We start from the raw sequence: 17,425 nt of genomic DNA on the forward strand, positions 1-17,425 counted from the left end.
CGTTTTATTCCTATTGGCAGCAAGCAAAGGCCAGATCTTTATCAAGAGCAATTATAGGAAGGTAAATGCATAATACTTAAATTTGTTTTTACGTTGGATCAGTCAAGATCACACGAACATCATGTGATTCGATACTTGCTTTGGATTCTTCGCCTAAGTCTGTATCGGTAATTAAGATGTCAATGTGCTCCCATGCCAGCTCTAAGTTCGGGATCTTTCGTCCCACCTTTTCCGACTCAACCATCACGATCACTTCTCGTGACACTTCAGCCATTACTTTACTTAGACCAACCAATTCATTGAACGTGGTTGTGCCTCTATCAAGGTCGATACCATCAGCCCCAATAAATAGTTGATCAAAATCGTAAGCACGAAGTACTGACTCTGCGACTTTGCCTTGGAAAGAATCCGAATGGGTATCCCAAGTGCCGCCGGTCATTAGCAGTGTTGGTTCGCTTTCCAACTCATTAAGTGCATTAGCAACGTGCAATGAGTTGGTCATCACAACCAAACCACGCTTGCTATTGAGCTGCTGAATTAGCGCCCCTGTCGTGCTACCGCTATCGATCACAATGCGATTATGGTCGCGAATTAAATCTGCCGCGGCTTTCGCTAATGAAATCTTTCGAGTCGAAACTTGTGGACCCAGCTCTTCGTTCACAACCTCTTTCGGTAATGAAATCGCACCACCATAACGGCGCAAAAGCTGACCGTTTTTCTCTAAAGACGCCAAGTCCTTTCTAATCGTGACCTCTGAGGTTTCGAACTTAGCGGATAATTCATCAACACTAACCTCCCCTTTTTCATTCACTAGGTTAGAAATTGCATGTCTTCTGAGCTGGGTGTTTCGTTTCGACATTTAAAAAAGGCCATTAAGTTTCGATATGAAACATATTATAGTTACAACGAAACTATTTAGTCCATTTATTTTGATCCAAAAAATTAATAAATAGCGATAAAACCTTGTCCTAAGACAATTGTTAAGCAGTGATATTGAACTCATTAGGTGGTAGAATCCGCACCCGAAAAGAAAAAAAATTACAAAACTGACTGTTATTTCTTTGCAACTTACCGCCTATATAGTGGGGTAAGTCACAGAAAACCGATATTGAATCAAAATCTTTTGGTCATAAAATGACTAAAATTGATGAAAGACTTACAACTCTGAAGGACATATTGGAAGTCCCGCGCTTTTACACAACAGGCACAAAATGTTGATGTAGCGGACCAATCTTCAGAACTTAAATAAATTTCAAATTGTAACAATACTTACCGGAGAGTACCTTCCATGAAAAAGACCAAAATCGTATGTACGATTGGCCCTAAAACTGAATCTGTAGAGAAGCTAACTGAACTAGTAGATGCTGGCATGAACGTTATGCGTCTTAACTTCTCTCACGGTGATTTCGCAGAGCACGGCACTCGTATCGCGAACTTCCGTAAAGTAATGGAAAATAATGGTGAGCAACTTGCGATCCTTCTAGATACTAAAGGTCCAGAAATCCGTACTATCAAACTTGAAGATGGTAACGACGTAGATCTAGTAGCTGGTCAAGAGTTCACTTTCACAACTGACGCAACAGTTGTTGGTAACAAAGACGTAGTAGCAGTAACTTACCTAGGTTTCGCTAAGGACCTAACAGCAGGTAACACTATCCTTGTTGATGATGGCCTAATCGAAATGGAAGTTATCGCAACAACAGAAACTGAAGTTAAGTGTAAAGTTCTTAACAACGGTGCTCTAGGCGAAAACAAAGGTGTTAACCTGCCTGGCGTTTCTGTTCAACTTCCAGCTCTTTCTGAGAAAGACAAAGCTGACCTTAAGTTTGGTTGCGAGCAAGGCGTTGATTTCGTAGCTGCTTCTTTCATTCGTAAAGAAGAAGACGTTAAAGAAATCCGTGAGCTTCTAAACGCTAACGGCGGCGAGAACATCCACATCATTTCTAAGATTGAAAACCAAGAAGGTGTAGATAACTTCGATTCAATCCTTGAAGCTTCTGACGGCATCATGGTTGCTCGTGGTGACCTAGGTGTTGAAATCCCAGCTGAAGAAGTAATCTTCGCTCAGAAGATGATGATCGAGAAGTGTAACCGCGCACGTAAGATGGTTATCACTGCAACTCAAATGCTTGACTCTATGATCAGCAACCCACGTCCAACTCGTGCAGAAGCGGGTGACGTTGCGAACGCAATCATGGATGGTACTGATGCAGTAATGCTTTCTGGTGAAACTGCTAAAGGTAAGTACCCAGTTGAAGCTGTTACTATCATGGCTCAAATCGCGAACCGTACTGATTCAGCTCTTAAAGCTGAGCTAGGTTCTCGTCTAGACAGCCCACGTCTACGCATCACTGAAGCAGTATGTAAAGGCGCTGTAGACACAGCAGAGAAGCTAGCTGCTCCTCTAATCGTTGTTGCAACTGAAGGCGGTAAGTCTGCACGTTCAGTACGTAAATACTTCCCAACTGCAAACATCCTTGCTCTAACAACTAACGAAAAGACAGCTGCACAGCTAGTTCTTACTAAAGGTGTTAAGCCAGTTCTTGTTGACTCTATCGAGAACACAGACGCGTTCTACATCAACGGTAAAGAAATCGCTCTACAATCTGGCCTAGGTAACAAAGGCGACATCGTAGTTATGGTTTCTGGTGCTCTAGTCGCTTCTGGTACTACAAACACAGCATCTGTTCACGTTCTATAAGAATGAACCGATTCGCATAAAATATAAAAGAGGGCTTCGGCCCTCTTTTTTTATGAAACAAAATCTTGCCTAACTTTTCAGTACGCTGTATTATCAATCACATTAGAACTACGTACTGTTAAACTCCAATAAACTCTTCCTAAGAAACGGATTAGCAGACTAGAAATCAAATATACATGAGGTTTGTAATGTCTAGTCCTACGCTTACTGACAAAGTATCAAAGATGATTCGCCAAGATATTCTCAATGGTGAATTAACCCCAGGTAAAAAACTCGTTGTAGCTGATCTCAAAGCACGATACAACGTCGGCGCATCTCCAATTCGCGAAGCCTTAGTGCAACTATCTTGGAGTAAATACGTAAAGCTAGAGCCACAAAAAGGCTGCTGGGTATCACCGGTATCAAAGAAAGAACTCAATGACCTATATGAAAGCCTTCGTGTTGTCTCTTCTGTTCTGCTTAAAAAGGCAATTTCAGCAGGCGATGAAAGCTGGGAACTGGAAGTATTAACCTCCTACCACAAGCTATCACGCATACAATATGTCTCAGAAGAGTTTGATTGTGTTGAGTGGGAAGAACGTCACCAGCAGTTTCATGCAGCGTTACTTGAAGGCGCAGACTCAGAGAACATGTTTAAGTTCTTTGATGATCTTATCAATCAAGTAAAACGCTACCGCTTCCTAGCGATGTCAGCGAAAAGCGCATCTGATGATCTGTTCAATATTGATGAGCATGAAATGATCATGAAGCTGGTACTTGCTAAAAATGTCGATCAAGCGACAGAACTATTGGATCAACACCTGTTAAGTTCAATGAAGCGAATTGAAGAAGTTATCGAAGCCGCATAATGTCAAGATAGATTCTAACCACATAAAAACGGAGCCTAATAGCTCCGTTTTTTATTTCCAGTATTACGACTGAACTACCACCCAAAAAACTCTTTGTGATGAGTATTGAGTAGCACAACCATAGGTAAAAAATACAATGCACTCAGTTGAAAGCCAAGAACGGCTAATGTACCTATGGTTACCCTCACTAAAAAATCGACAAACATACCACGCCTCTTTCAATCAGACTGTATGGTTATCATTCAGTTTAGTTCAAATCATCGAGAGCATTAGACTTTAGTCTAATCATATAAACTTTGTGGATAAACGATAGCGACTTCCAAAAAGCAAAACGGCCCAAATTAAGGGCCGTTCGTATCAGTAAAATCGCTATTTTTTTCAAACGATTAAGTGATCAGTTTTAGCTTAAAAGCAGCTTTAAATCTTTCTTCGTTAGGCTTTCAACGCTCGTTCACCACGTGCGATGCCAACAACCCCACTTCGAGCCACTTCAAGTACTTCCGTTACTTCAGACAATGCCTGAATGAAAGCATCCAGCTTCTCGCTAGTGCCAGCCATTTGAACCGTATATTGCGAAGCCGTCACATCAACGATTTGACCACGGAATATATCCGCTGTGCGTTTCACTTCAGCGCGAGCAAAGCCGCTAGCGCGTACTTTTACCATCAGAAGTTCACGCTCGATATGCTCAAGCTCAGACACTTCTTGTACCTTAAGTACGTCGATTAACTTGTGTAGCTGTTTTTGGATCTGCTCAAGCTGCATTTCGCTCGAGTTAGTGGTGACATTCAGACGAGAAAGCGTTGGATCATCCGTAGGGGATACATTCAAAGACTCGATGTTGTAGCCACGCTGAGAAAACAAGCCAACCACACGAGATAGTGCACCTGGTTGGTTTTCCATTAATAGTGAAAGGATGTGTCTCATATTATGTTCTCTCCGTTTTGCTTAGCCACATGTTATCCATACCCTCGCCTTTGATCTGCATTGGGTAGACGTGCTCGGTGTCATCCACACTAATATCGACAAATACCAAACGGTCTTTCATCGCTAGTGCTTTTTCCAAACCTGATTCCAGTTCATCCGGAGATGAAATACGCATGCCAACGTGGCCATAAGCCTCAGCGATAGCAGCAAAATCAGGAACAGAGTCCATATATGAATTAGAGTAACGACCTTGATAAACAATGTCTTGCCACTGTTTTACCATGCCTAAGAAACGGTTGTTAAGATTAATAATCTTAACGGGAATATTGTATTGCAGCGCAGTCGACAGCTCTTGGATATTCATTTGAATACTGCCGTCACCAGTAACAATCACAACTTCTTCATCAGGTTTCGCAAACTTAACGCCCATACCAGCAGGTAAGCCAAAGCCCATCGTGCCTAGACCACCAGAGTTAATCCAACGGCGCGGCTTGTCAAACGGGTAATACAAAGCAGCAAACATTTGGTGTTGACCTACATCAGAAGCAACATAGGCATCGCCATTGGTTACTTTATGCAGCGTTTCAATAACTTGTTGTGGCTTAATTCGACCCGACGTTTTGTCATACGCTAAGCAGTCACGTTCTTGCCACTGTTTAATTTCACTCCACCAGCTTTCCATCGCTTCTGCATCGTTAGTTCCACCTTGCTCAATAAGCAGGTTAACCATGCTTTCTAGTACTTTTTCCGCTGAACCTACAATCGGTAGATCCACTTTAACGTTCTTAGAGATAGAAGATGGATCGATATCAATGTGCATGATCTTCGCATCAGGGCAGTACTTATCTAGGTTATTGGTCGTTCGATCATCGAAACGTACGCCAATACCAAAGATCAAGTCCGCATTGTGCATCGCCATATTGGCTTCATACAAACCATGCATGCCCAACATACCCAAAGAGTTCTTATGAGTACCAGGGAAAGCGCCAAGCCCCATTAGGGTACTTACCACGGGTAAATTCAGTGCCTCTGCTAATTTTAATAGCGGCTTATCTGCCTCAGAAATAACCGCACCACCACCGACATAAAGTACCGGTTTCTTCGCTTCAAGAAGGGCTTTTAGCGCCTTTTTGATCTGACCTTTATGACCCGTAACCGTTGGGTTATATGAACGCATTTTGATCGTTTCTGGGTATTCATAAGGAAGCTTAATTTGTGGGTTTAAAATGTCTTTTGGCAGGTCAATAACCACAGGACCTGGACGTCCTGTCGTTGAAATATAGAATGCTTTTTTAACGACTTCAGGGATATCTTCCGCTTTCTTAACGAGGAAGCTGTGTTTAACGATCGGGCGTGATACACCAACGATGTCACACTCTTGGAAGGCGTCGTTACCAATAAGGTTATTTGGTACGTTACCAGAAATAACAATCATTGGGATTGAGTCCATGTAGGCTGTTGCAATACCAGTAACGGTATTGGTCGCACCTGGACCAGAACACACAAGTACTACACCCGGCTTACCGGTAGAACGAGTATAGCCATCTGCCATGTGGGTAGCGGCTTGTTCGTGTCGTACTAATACGTGTTTAATTTCAGCAGTTTTAGCATGCAGCGCATCGTAGATATCAAGTACAGAACCACCTGGATAACCAAAGATTTGTTCTACACCCTCTTCAATTAGAGACTGCACCACCATCTCAGCGCCGGATAACATTTCAGCGCCGGATGACATAGCTGTTTCAGGTTTTGTTGTCATATTGCTCTCCTCACCAGTTTCCAATCACATTTGGTGAACATGTTGGGCTGGTTTTTCATAGTCTAGGGCTTATTCGTAGCCTAATTCGAAATACTTCCACTTTTTCGGCTATGGCTGTCTGTAGTGATAACAACAAACAGTAATACGAAACAACTTTAACGCTTTATTATCATCTGGTCTAACGCCTGTTATTCGGCAACTGTGCCAAAAAACCAACTATTAGCTCAAAGCATCAAATAAAACCCAACACAGGCTTTCACACTAGGTTTAAATACTGCCTACTTGATAAAAAAAAGCACTTAATATTTCAACAGTTCGCTATTTATCGATAAACAGCGAGCTTGTTGGTGTGCGCTTTCGCACATTGTGCTGTGTCATTAGATACAAAAAATCCCCCTAAAAATGCAATCACATTCGTAGGGGGATTTTTAAACAACTGAAAATTTATCTAAACAGAAAACTACTTATCTTTAGGCTTTTCGTTGTACATTTCTTCGATTTCGTCTTGATACTTATCGTTAATAACCTTACGACGCAGTTTCTGGGTCGGTGTTAGCTCACCATCATCCATAGAAAACGCTTTTGGCAGCAACTTAAACTTCTTCACTTGCTCAAACTTCGCTAGCTCTTGTTGTAAGTCATTCACACGCTTCTCTAGCATCTCTACTATTTGGTGATTTTTAACAAGTTCCACACGGTCATGATATTTGATATTAAGCTCTTTGGCATACTCTTCTAGCGAGTCATAACAAGGAACAATCAGTGCAGAAACGAATTTGCGCGTATCAGCGATAACAGCAATCTGCTCGATAAAGTGATCTTTACCAATTGCGCCTTCAACCACTTGCGGTGCAATGTACTTACCGCCAGAAGTCTTCATTAATTCTTTGATGCGATCAGTAATGAATAGATTACCATTTTCATCAAAATGACCCGCATCACCCGTTTTCAGGAAACCATGCTCGTCAAATGTCTTAGCTGTCTCTTCTGGCATCTTGTAGTAGCCGCGCATCACCATTGGGCCACGAACAAGGATCTCATCCTTAGCGCCAATTTTCACTTCAGCGCCCGGCATCGACATACCGATCGAATCAGGGTTAAAACAACGGTCATCCCAGCACGATACTGTTGCCGTGGTTTCTGTCATGCCGTAGCCAAGTTTTACATTGATACCAATCGCGTGGAAGAAGCGACCAATGGTTTCATCAAGCTTCGCGCCACCACATGGCATGAAGTTGATGTTACCACCTAACAGAGCTCGCAGTTTAGATAACACAAGCTTGTCAGCAAGCGCATGGCTCTTCTTCAGCATGAATGATGGTGTACGACCTTCTTGATGACAAACAGAAAGCTTCGCGCCCATGTTCACCGCCCAAGTAAAGAGTACTTTACGAATAAACGGTGCTTTAGATACTTTCTCGTGAATCGCTGAGAAAATCTTCTCGTAGAAGCGAGGAACAGCAGACATAACCGTTGGTTTAACATCACTCAATGCATCACGAACTTGCATGGTGTCTTGCAAATAGCAGTTGGTTGCGCCTTTATAAAGGACATAGAAAGTCCAAGCGCGCTCAAATACATGTGATAGAGGTAAGAAACACAATGAGACGTCGTCTTTGCTTAAGCTGAGACGCTCATCATGGCCTTTTAGTTGATAGCCAACATTAGTGTAATCAAGCATTACACCTTTAGGCTGGCCCGTTGTACCAGAGGTATAGATAAGCGTCAGTAAGTCATCCATGCTGGCATCCGCAAGACGAACATCAAGCTCAGCTCGCTGCTCTTCAACACCACGAGCCATGAACTCTTTCCAAGAGACGGCAAAGCGATGTCCTTGCAGATCGATATCATCAGACATCGCCACAACAACTTCTAGCTGTTCACACTCTTCAAAAAGGCTAACCGCCGCATCGAACTGAGCTTGCTCGCCAACGAATAAGATCTTCACATCTGCATTTTGGATAATGTAAGAAGACTGCGCCGCTGTGTTGGTTGGGTAGATTGGTACCGTTACAAGACGCGCTTGTAAGGATGCGAAGTCAGCCACAGTCCACTGAGGCATATTGTTCGAGAAGATACCGATCTTATCCTGAACTCTCAATCCTTGAGCCAATAGCGCTAATGAAAGCGTATCGATTTGTTGTCCAAATTGTTCCCAGCTAATACCTTGCCATACATTGCCTACTTTGTGCTTCAAAGCTGTACGGTTGCCACCTTGGGCAATTTGGTCACGAAGTCTTTTTACGATATGAAAATCTAAATTGGCCATCTCTTTACCTTTGGCTTACACCTGTAAGCTTTTTTGAGCGCACAAGTGTACCTCTGATCATGGAAAAGGCAACTGATGAAGCTCAAAGTTATAAGTAATAGTACGTCTCACGCTAAGTTTTCTATCAACAAAAATAGCAGGTACAAAAAAACCCTAAGCTAGACTCCTAGCTTAGGGCTTATAAATCATAGAAATTAGTGTCTAGTTAAGCGCCACTACTTCGCCACAGATCATCATTAACTGATCTCGTAACCAGATGTGTCCTTTGTCCTTTTCACTTGATTCGTGCCAGCTAAGGAAGCCAGAAATCGCCGCATTATCGAATGGGAAATCTAAAATCTGAAGCTGCTCTTTGTTTGCTGCATGTTCTACCATCCAACGAGGAGCGATTGTTACTAATTCAGATTGACCAACAACGTAAAGAACGTTGCTCAAGCTCGTACCTTCGTAGAAAGGCGTGCAATCTAGGTCACGGTAAGCTTGCTCAGAGAAGCTACGTTGACCGTGAATGCGAGACAGTTTAGCGTGCTTTTCGTTAAGCAATTCTGCCGCTGAAACTTCACCGTTGATGCGTGGGTGAGAAGCAGAAGCGACCACAACCAATTCATCTTGGAAGATCTCAGTGCTTGAGAAACCTTGTTCATCAAAACGCGAGTAATCAATAACGAAGTCAATTTCTTGGTAACGCATGCGCTCAGAAAGTTGACGGTCAAATTCTGCATCCATGTGCAGATTAACGCTAGGTGCTTGGTCGTTGATTGTCGACATAATCTTAGGTGCAAAACGCATGTCGCAAGGGCTACAAATTGCAAGTTTGAACAAACGAGAAGACGACTCTGGTGAGAATACAGAACTTGGCAATTCGTTGCGTACTAACTGCAGCGCTTGACGGATTGGGCCAAACAACTGACGAGCACGTTGAGTCGGTTGAATACCACGACCTTGACGCATGAATAGCTCGTCGTTGAACATTACTTTCAAACGAGCAACAGCATTACTTACCGCTGGCTGAGACATGCCCAGATTATGAGCTGCACGTGTAATATTTTGCTCTTGCATAACTGCATCAAATACAGTCAAAAGATTTAAGTCGACTCCACGAAGTGTGCTTTCCATTCTGTAGCTTGCAATTGCACTCATTGCGTCTTTTTTATCTAACATTCAAGTTGCCTCTTGTCGGTTCGACAGGGTTAAATTGGTAATGGTGTGGGAATAGATAACCACTAATTCTTATATTTATCAGACCGATGTTTTTCGGATTGCCATTACTATTAACCAATAAATCTCGAGCTACCAACAAGATTGATAAAGAATAATTTAATTTTACCTTAATGATTAAACAACACCTAAAAATCAGTTGCTTATGGAGTTATAAAAAAACATAAAATGCGTCACTTATGAGTTTCATTTCGACTTATTTAGCTGTCCTATCGTTTTGGTTACATTTGTTACAAATTATTGAACTCGTGAATCGTTCAGCTAGGCAATTCAGAAATAACACTTATGGGTTACGTGAGTGATGCATAACTAGGAAAATCCACCTTATCCCAAAGTTGCTTTCTCAAGTCATCTTGGTTAGACCATTTGCCCGCCAAAACCCACTCAACAAGTGCACTTGCCACGTCAGGGTAAGTAACCCTTTCAGCCTGCTTTTCACCGAGCCAACTACGCAAGATAGCCGCGTCTAAAAAACTCATGGTTTGAGCCAACCCGAGCGCTTCAAGCGTCGCCACATTACTTTGTTGTTCGAACTGTCCCTCAAGAGGCTTAAGAAGCAACTTCTTACCTAAAGTTAAGGCTTCAGATGGCAATTCAAAACCGCCGTTGGCCACCACACCAGAGCACTGATTGAGATCGAATTGGAAGCCGGCATGACTGAGTGGTTTGAACTCTATATTTTCGACTCGGCTATGCTCAATCACATTCGGGTGATAACAGACAAAGTGATGAGAAACAAACTTCATCAACAACTCAGAGATAGCATCAAGATCCTCAAATGGTAGATAAACCAAGGTGAAGTCTTGTGTTGCTTTAGCTCGCTCATCACACGCAGGCGTGTGAACGATAGGTGGCAATATTGGCTGTTCAAAGTGATACCAGTGCAAACCAATAGAGTGCTCAGTTGGGGCGAAATGTTGAATAACGGAATGTTCAATCCAGTTGCCCCCTTCTTTAGGTACATCATAGCGGAACGCATTCTGGTGGCTTATACCAATACACGGCACACCTTGCCTCTTAGCCGCCCATGCAGTCACAGGTTCAAAATCATTAATCACTAAATCATAAGGCGTAAGATCGAGCTGGTTAACCTCGCGGAGAAATCGCCAGATGTTGTTCTCGATGAATGTCTTGCCGTATTTAACCTTCCCCTGCTCGCTGTAAAAAGTTAAACCGCTACGGGTCTGATAGTTGCCAAACGCTTCCATCGAAAAGAATTTACTCTCGTCTCGCCCAGAGAACAGAAAGTCGACATCAATATTATGTTGGCGAAACGCGACAGCCATTGCTCTCGCACGAGCGATGTGACCATTCCCTGTACCTTGTACGCCATATAAAATTTTCATTCAGGTTCCTTGAAGATTAATAATTCGAGCTCTGCTGTCTTTGCCTGTGTCTTTTTAATATGAACAACAGAACAAACAGCCATACGACTAAGCGCTATAAAATGAAGTAAATGGCTAGGCTTGTGCACGCTATACCTAGCGCTGCGCCAATCAGTACGTCCGTTAAAAAGTGCACACCGAGTAGGATTCGAGAGCCTGCAATCGCTGTCGCCCAAATCAAGCTAAAGAGATAGAGACTTGGATAAAAATGTCCGATTAGAGTCGCCATAACAAATGCAGCAGCGGAGTGCCCAGATGGCAGGCTGTATTTATCTGACGGCACAATGTGAGAGTGAAATAATGAAGAGAATTCAGCGGGTCTGCGGCGCTTTAGGGTGTTTTTGGCTACCCAATAAATCGGTAGCTCTATCGCAAAAGCGGCTAGACCAACCATTAAAAATTCACGACCTGTGTAGCCATCAGCTAACAGCGCAATCAGAGCGATCAACACATATAGATGACCATCCCCGGTATGAGACACCGCTTTACTCAATGTTGCATGTTGCCCGCTATAACGGTTCTTCAAACAGAAAACAGAAAATGCCACATCCCAGCGGACAATAGGTTCGATAGTACGCATACGATCTCCTTAACAATCCTTATTCAGTTAAGGCTCAAGGTATGCCCCTGAAATGACAGTTAGGTGACGTTTTGAATGAACTAAAATGAATTTTGAAGCGAATTGACCGCTTTCGCTAAGTAAGCTGATGGGAGCCAAGAAGCTGCCGATAAAAATAAAGCGACCCAAGGCCGCTTTATTCTTCTATGTTTTCACTTCTTTATATAAGCAAACACTACTTCTATCGTGTTAATGGTTATAGCGTTCGCTAATGATAATAGTGCTGACTAATGATAATAGCGCTAAAGGTTATAGCGCTAATGGCTCATGCTTTTTGACCAACCTAAAATCCGCCAATATGGCGTAGGCAGCAGGGATCATAAACAGCACCAGTAAGGTTGAAGCAAATATGCCAAACACGATCGAAATAACCAGAGGCTGGATAACCTGAGCCTGTAAGCTAGTTTCCGTCAACAGCGGTAGCAAACCAGCGGCGGTCGTCATTGATGTCAAAAATACCGCCCGGAAACGCTCGCGACTGGCTTTCACCACCGAGTCATGCACGCTATCTCCTTCATCGACATGGTGACGAATGTACTGCACCAACAAGATGGAATCATTAACCACAATACCAGCAAGCGACACAAAGCCCATCATGCTCGGCATACTTAACGCGTGCCCTAACAGCCAGTGACCAACAACTACCCCAATAAAGGCCAGTGGAATCGCTAACATTACGACGACCGGTTCCAAGTAGCTTCGGAACTGATAACTCAGAATCGCAAACACACCGAATAAACCCAGTAGGAAGCCTTTACCCATTGAGGCTCCTGTCTTCGCGGCATCTTTGGCTTCCCCTTCAAAATCAAAACGTAAGCCTGGGTATTTTTGAATCAGCTTAGCGGCTTCTTCTTTTTGAAACTGAGCCAAAATCGCGGAAGAGCTCGCCTTCTTATTATCGATGTCACCAAAGATACTGATGGTTCTCAGCCCATCGATACGTTGGATTCGTACGTAGTTACGCTGGAAATCTAACGTTGCCAATGTCGCTAGCGGGATCTGGCTGCCATCTGCGGTGATGATTGGGAAGTTAGCCAGTTGCTGTAAATCACCCGCTTGTTCTTTATCAAGGCGTACCTCAATCGAAATGTTCTCAACCCCAATTTGGATTTCATCCGCAGTCTGACCAAAGAAGGCCGCACGCAATTGGGAAGCAATCATCTGCCCATTCACATTGTAGGTTTCCGCACCTGGGCGAAGTTTAACTAAGATCTCTTCCTTACCCATGCGCATGTCATCAAGAACACCATGCACACCATCAAACTGATTAAGGTACTCCTGAATATCCAAAGAAGCCGATTTCAATGCAGCAAGATCATCATGTTTGGCGCGGATTTCGATAGCACGACCACCCGGCCCCATCGTCGGTTGTTTGAAAACCAGCGAGATAGGGTCCGCCAAATCGCCGATGTCTTCCCGCCATGCATCAATGAAATCATCGATCACCGTGTTGCGACTTTCTGCACCACGCAAGTCTAAGCGCACAGTGGCTAAATGTGGGCCTGATTCATTGGCATCCGCGTTTGCATTGAATTGGCTGGTGATATGCTCAACCAATCTATTACCGTCCTCGACGTCTTCACTCCACTGCTCATTCAAACGTTCAGCAGATGCGACTATTTTATGGACCACTTTCTCGGTTTGAGACAGTGATGCGCCCGGTGGAAGAATGATGCGAGCCTCGGCAATATCACCATCCAACTCAGGAAATGGTTGGAATTTGACAACACCACCAGCAATCAAGGAGATAGATAGAAGTAATAAGGTTATCACTCCCCCCATAAAGGCGTAGCGGAACGTCACGACCTTCTCAACCATGTTCATCAAGATGGTATTACGAAAGTTCTCGAACTTCTCTAACAACACAACTTTAAAGCGCAGCGCTGGCTTATCATTTTTTTCTTTGTGTAATGAATGAGATAAGTGATTTGGTAGAATAAGAAACGCCTCGATTAAGCTCAGCGACAACACCAAGATAAGCACCTGAGGCACCGCTTTAAGCACCGCGCCCATTTCCCCATCAAGGAACAGTAAGCTACCGAAAATACACACCGTGGTTAGGAAAGAAGACAGTACTCCGGGAAGCACTTTCTTTACGCCGTTGTACACCGCATCATCAACGCTTTGTCCCCTATCTAAATGGGAGGCTATCGATTCGGCTATCACGATGGCGTCGTCCATCATGATACCAATCGCCATTAATAAACCGACCAATGACATGATGTTAATCGACAAGCCCAAGTTAGCCATTAAGAACAAGCCACCAAGGAAGGCTACCGGCAGACCAGCAGCTACCCAGAATGAATAACGCAAACTGAAGAACAACCACATGGTGGCAAATACCAGAACAATACCTTGCCAGCCATTGCGCACCATCATGGTTAGGCGATCCCACAGCACAGAGGAGAGATCGTTGGTCATTTGTAGCGTCACGCCATCAGGGGCAATCGCGCTCTGATCTTCAACGAAACGCGTCACGTTCTCTTTGATTCGTAACGCATCATCTTCTTTATTCTTACTGATTTTCAACAGAGCCGATGGCTTACCATCAAATAGAACCTTCTGTTCATCAAGCTCAAAGCGGTCGGTTATTTTGGCTATGTCTCTCAAACGAATCACCGAGCCATTAGGCGCAGATCCAACCACAATACTTTCCAGCTCAACCGGTGTAATTCGTCTCTCATCAAAACGAATCAGAAAATTTTTGTCTGGCGTCTCAACGTTACCGCTTGGCAGTTTTACATTCTGACGGCCAATTTGGTCGGCGATATCACCGACACTCAAACCCAACTGGCGAATGGCTTGGGTATCCAGTTCGACACGATATTGGTGATCGGAAAAACCACTAACTTCGACTAAAGAAACGTCGTAATCGAGCTTCATGGTTCGTTTGAGATCTTCGGCGTAAGCTTTGAGTTCAGGCCATGAGGTTTCGGCTGTAATCGCGATATCAACTACCGGTTCATTCCAATCCAACTCTTGAACAACCGGAGATTCAATCTCACTAGGGAAATCATTGATCGAGTTGATCTGAGTTTGAACGTCCACCAGCATTCGGCCAATGTCCGCTTTCTCATTTAACTTGAGAATTAAACGAGCGCTGCCTTCGATGGCTTCACACTGAGTCTCTTCAATGTTGGCTAAGCCGTCTACTGCATCTTCCATTCGCACACATAAGCTCTCTTCCACTTCTTGTGGTGATGCGCCGGGATAAACGATCGCCGCCATAATGTAAGGTGGATCATAGGCAGGAAAGGTTTCACGTTTGATGGTTGATAGTGAGCTTATACCCAAAATCAACAACCCAAGCATCAACAAGTTTGCTGCTGTTGGGTGCCGAGAGAAAAACTTGATCATGACGCACTCTCCTGAGTATCTGATTCAAGCTCAGCCTCTTCAGAGTTCGACTCTTTCAGTAACATGCCTTCGATTGCTGGCAGGACATCATTGAGAACCAGTTTATCTCCCGTTTGTAGCTCACCACTCACAACCACTTGATTGTCTCTGCGATAAAGCACTTCAACATTCACCACTTGCAAACGCTGATTGTCGTCCATCAGGTAAACCTTATCACCATGCAGTGCTCGCTCAGGCACAACCCAACTCAGATTCGCGACACCTTCAATCTCCGCTTTAACAAACATACCATTGACCAACGGAGGAGCGCTGTCTGGTTGCAGTTGTGAGTAGTCTTGAGCGATTTCAAGAATGATCCCTGCTGTCGCTTGGTTCTCATCAACCGTCTCACTGATTCTCGCCACCTTTGCAGGCCAATTGAGGTTAAGGCTGCCACTGTTTAGCTGAATACTTGCTTTGATCGGCGCTTCATAAGGGTTTGGTATGCCTGCGGCATCACGAGGGAATTGAGTAAAGCTTGAGGCTAAAGTTTGCATATCGTGAATAGAGAGTTGCGCCTCAACTTCCATAACTTTAATCCCGTGAGCAACAAACATCTCTTGCTGAAGATTAACCACTTGGTTCTGTTCAATATCAACCTGCGCAATTCTCATCGCTCTAGGTAGGGTGATGGTTGTTTTATCTAAAGAGCGTTGCGCCTCTTTTACTTTAGAGACATTCACCTTAATCACGGCTTCCGCAACACGCTTTTCATCTGGCATCAATGCAATTTGGTTATCAATATCCAATACAAGCTTCTGTTGAGACAGTGCACTTTGTTGTTGCAGGTCGACATCCGATTGAGAAGTCAGCCCTTTCTTGCGCAGATCTTGTTTACGTTGCAGCTCTTTATTGCTGATCACTAAGCGGTTCTTTTCGATCTTTAAGGTCTGCTTAAGGTTATCTTCTTCTTGGTTTAACTTAGCTAATGAAGTCTGGCTTGATTTAAGATCCGCTTCAGCTTGTACCAACTTCAACTCGTAATCCAAAGGATCGATCTTAAGTACCTCAGTTCCCGCTGGAATGATCTGCCCTTTTTCTAGGTCTGGATGTCGATAAACAATCTGCCCTGTCACCTCGGCGATGGCTTTCCATTCAACTTTAGGGACTACTTTGCCAAAGCCCACCGCCAACGGCGCGATCATTTGTTGTTCTAAACTAACTGTTTCGACTAGACGAGCCCTATCTCCCGCGGGCTTAGTCGGCAGATCCGGCTTTAAGCTAATCGCAGTCACAAGGCCGATGACACCAACCGCAAGTGCTGGGAAGAAGAGTAGTTTTTTATTTATTTTCATTATCTTTTGTCCTGCACTGCAGAAGGGCTCGGTGCGTTGATAAAGCCTTCGGTCATCAATTGAATGTTGTGTTCGATTAAACGGTTAAGAAATTCTTCATTAATCTCAATACCATGGATTGCTAATAGAGGGGGCGGAGCAATGAAGGGGAACACCATCAAGCTTATATACGAAACTCGACACAATTTTGGATCCATGTTCTGTTTTAAGATGCCTTGTTCAACCAGCTTTTCAAAAATGACATCTTGGGCTGGCTTGGCGACATCGAGAAAAACCTTTTCGAGCAACTCTCTTTGCACTTCAGAGGGAGGCATATTCATCACTTGAGCAATCAAGCGAGGAAACTTGGGCACCTTGACCATCTCTTTATAGTAAGTCCGCATTAAATCAAGAAAGTTCTCATGGCTGCTTTCTTCAACCAATCTCTGCATTTGCAATTGCATCGGTCGTAGCGTTTCACGCAGCATCGCCTCAAATAATCCAGCCTTACTGCCAAAGTAATAACGGATCATCGCAATGTTCACACCCGCACGATCAGCAATCAGGCGTGTCGAGACCTTGTCGTATGACTGAACGACAAACAGATCACGAGCATGCTCAATCAATAGTTGTCGAACATCTAAGTTCTGTTGAGGTCGCCCCGCTTTTCGTGCTGTCATGGCATCAACCTATCTCTATAATTAATCATTCGATTAATTATAGAGATAAACAGGCATAACAGTAGAAGATTAATTACTCACTATTTAATCAATTGATTAATTACTTTAGTCACGCTTGTGATTTTTTTGGTGAATCGTTCCATTAAAAATATTTACTACAAAGTTTTAACCTACACATCAGCCAAACGATAAACTAACCCGCCAATACAAAACCACCATTTAGTTGATATCGCTAACACTTAAACAAAAAACAGCACAAACAAAACCAAAACACTGCCAATGCACGCTGATATTGGATTTTCTTGTTTGACGCTCAGAATAAATTACGGTAAATATGGTGTTAACAGTT

12 protein-coding genes are annotated in these 17,425 nt (G+C 43.6%); 2 read left to right on the forward strand and 10 right to left on the reverse strand.

The window, feature by feature from the left end; genetic code table 11:
- Positions 1-88 precede the first annotated feature (88 nt).
- Positions 89-859, reverse strand: coding sequence for a DeoR/GlpR family DNA-binding transcription regulator (locus tag ACED42_RS03370; protein ID WP_371701404.1), 771 nt, complete (start codon positions 857-859; stop codon positions 89-91).
- A gap of 429 nt (positions 860-1,288) precedes the next feature.
- Between ACED42_RS03370 and pykF the strand changes: the two genes are divergently transcribed.
- Both pykF and ACED42_RS03380 read left to right on the forward strand, forming a co-directional pair.
- On the forward strand, positions 1,289-2,701 hold the full coding sequence (gene pykF / locus ACED42_RS03375; RefSeq protein WP_012603178.1) for a pyruvate kinase PykF: 1,413 nt from the start codon (positions 1,289-1,291) through the stop codon (positions 2,699-2,701).
- A 176-nt stretch (positions 2,702-2,877) separates the two neighbouring features.
- Positions 2,878-3,549, forward strand: coding sequence for a GntR family transcriptional regulator (locus ACED42_RS03380; protein WP_012603177.1), 672 nt, complete (start codon positions 2,878-2,880; stop codon positions 3,547-3,549).
- Positions 3,550-3,981: 432 nt separating this feature from the next.
- Here the strand turns inward: ACED42_RS03380 and ilvN are convergent, their stop codons facing one another.
- The 9 genes from ilvN to ACED42_RS03425 all read right to left on the reverse strand — a co-directional run bounded on the left by ilvN (position 3,982) and on the right by ACED42_RS03425 (position 17,076).
- Entirely contained in the window at positions 3,982-4,476 is a 495-nt protein-coding gene (gene ilvN / locus ACED42_RS03385) for an acetolactate synthase small subunit (RefSeq protein WP_004735875.1), read from the reverse strand.
- A gap of 1 nt (position 4,477) precedes the next feature.
- Entirely contained in the window at positions 4,478-6,235 is a 1,758-nt protein-coding gene (locus ACED42_RS03390; protein WP_009847808.1) for an acetolactate synthase 3 large subunit, read from the reverse strand.
- 460 nt (positions 6,236-6,695) lie between these two features.
- Complete coding sequence (locus ACED42_RS03395; RefSeq protein WP_135382999.1) at positions 6,696-8,504, reverse strand: long-chain fatty acid--CoA ligase; 1,809 nt, start codon at positions 8,502-8,504, stop codon at positions 6,696-6,698.
- 201 nt (positions 8,505-8,705) lie between these two features.
- A complete protein-coding gene (gene leuO, locus ACED42_RS03400; RefSeq protein ID WP_371701407.1) occupies positions 8,706-9,665 on the reverse strand; it encodes a transcriptional regulator LeuO in 960 nt (319 codons plus the stop codon).
- 347 nt (positions 9,666-10,012) lie between these two features.
- On the reverse strand, positions 10,013-11,068 hold the full coding sequence (locus ACED42_RS03405; RefSeq protein WP_371701409.1) for an MJ1255/VC2487 family glycosyltransferase: 1,056 nt from the start codon (positions 11,066-11,068) through the stop codon (positions 10,013-10,015).
- Between the two features lie 94 nt (positions 11,069-11,162).
- A complete protein-coding gene (locus tag ACED42_RS03410) occupies positions 11,163-11,687 on the reverse strand; it encodes a phosphatase PAP2 family protein (protein ID WP_371701411.1) in 525 nt (174 codons plus the stop codon).
- Between the two features lie 288 nt (positions 11,688-11,975).
- Complete coding sequence (locus tag ACED42_RS03415) at positions 11,976-15,083, reverse strand: efflux RND transporter permease subunit (protein ID WP_371701413.1); 3,108 nt, start codon at positions 15,081-15,083, stop codon at positions 11,976-11,978.
- Positions 15,080-16,417: an efflux RND transporter periplasmic adaptor subunit gene (locus tag ACED42_RS03420; protein WP_371701415.1), complete on the reverse strand. Its 1,338-nt coding sequence runs from the start codon at positions 16,415-16,417 to the stop codon at positions 15,080-15,082. The genes ACED42_RS03415 and ACED42_RS03420 overlap by 4 nt, the downstream gene beginning before the upstream one ends.
- Entirely contained in the window at positions 16,417-17,076 is a 660-nt protein-coding gene (locus tag ACED42_RS03425; RefSeq protein WP_009847815.1) for a TetR/AcrR family transcriptional regulator, read from the reverse strand. The genes ACED42_RS03420 and ACED42_RS03425 overlap by 1 nt, the downstream gene beginning before the upstream one ends.
- Between the last annotated feature and the right edge of the window lie 349 nt (positions 17,077-17,425).

The sequence above is a fragment of the Vibrio sp. FF145 genome (assembly GCF_041439075.1).
GTDB lineage: Bacteria > Pseudomonadota > Gammaproteobacteria > Enterobacterales > Vibrionaceae > Vibrio > Vibrio tasmaniensis_A.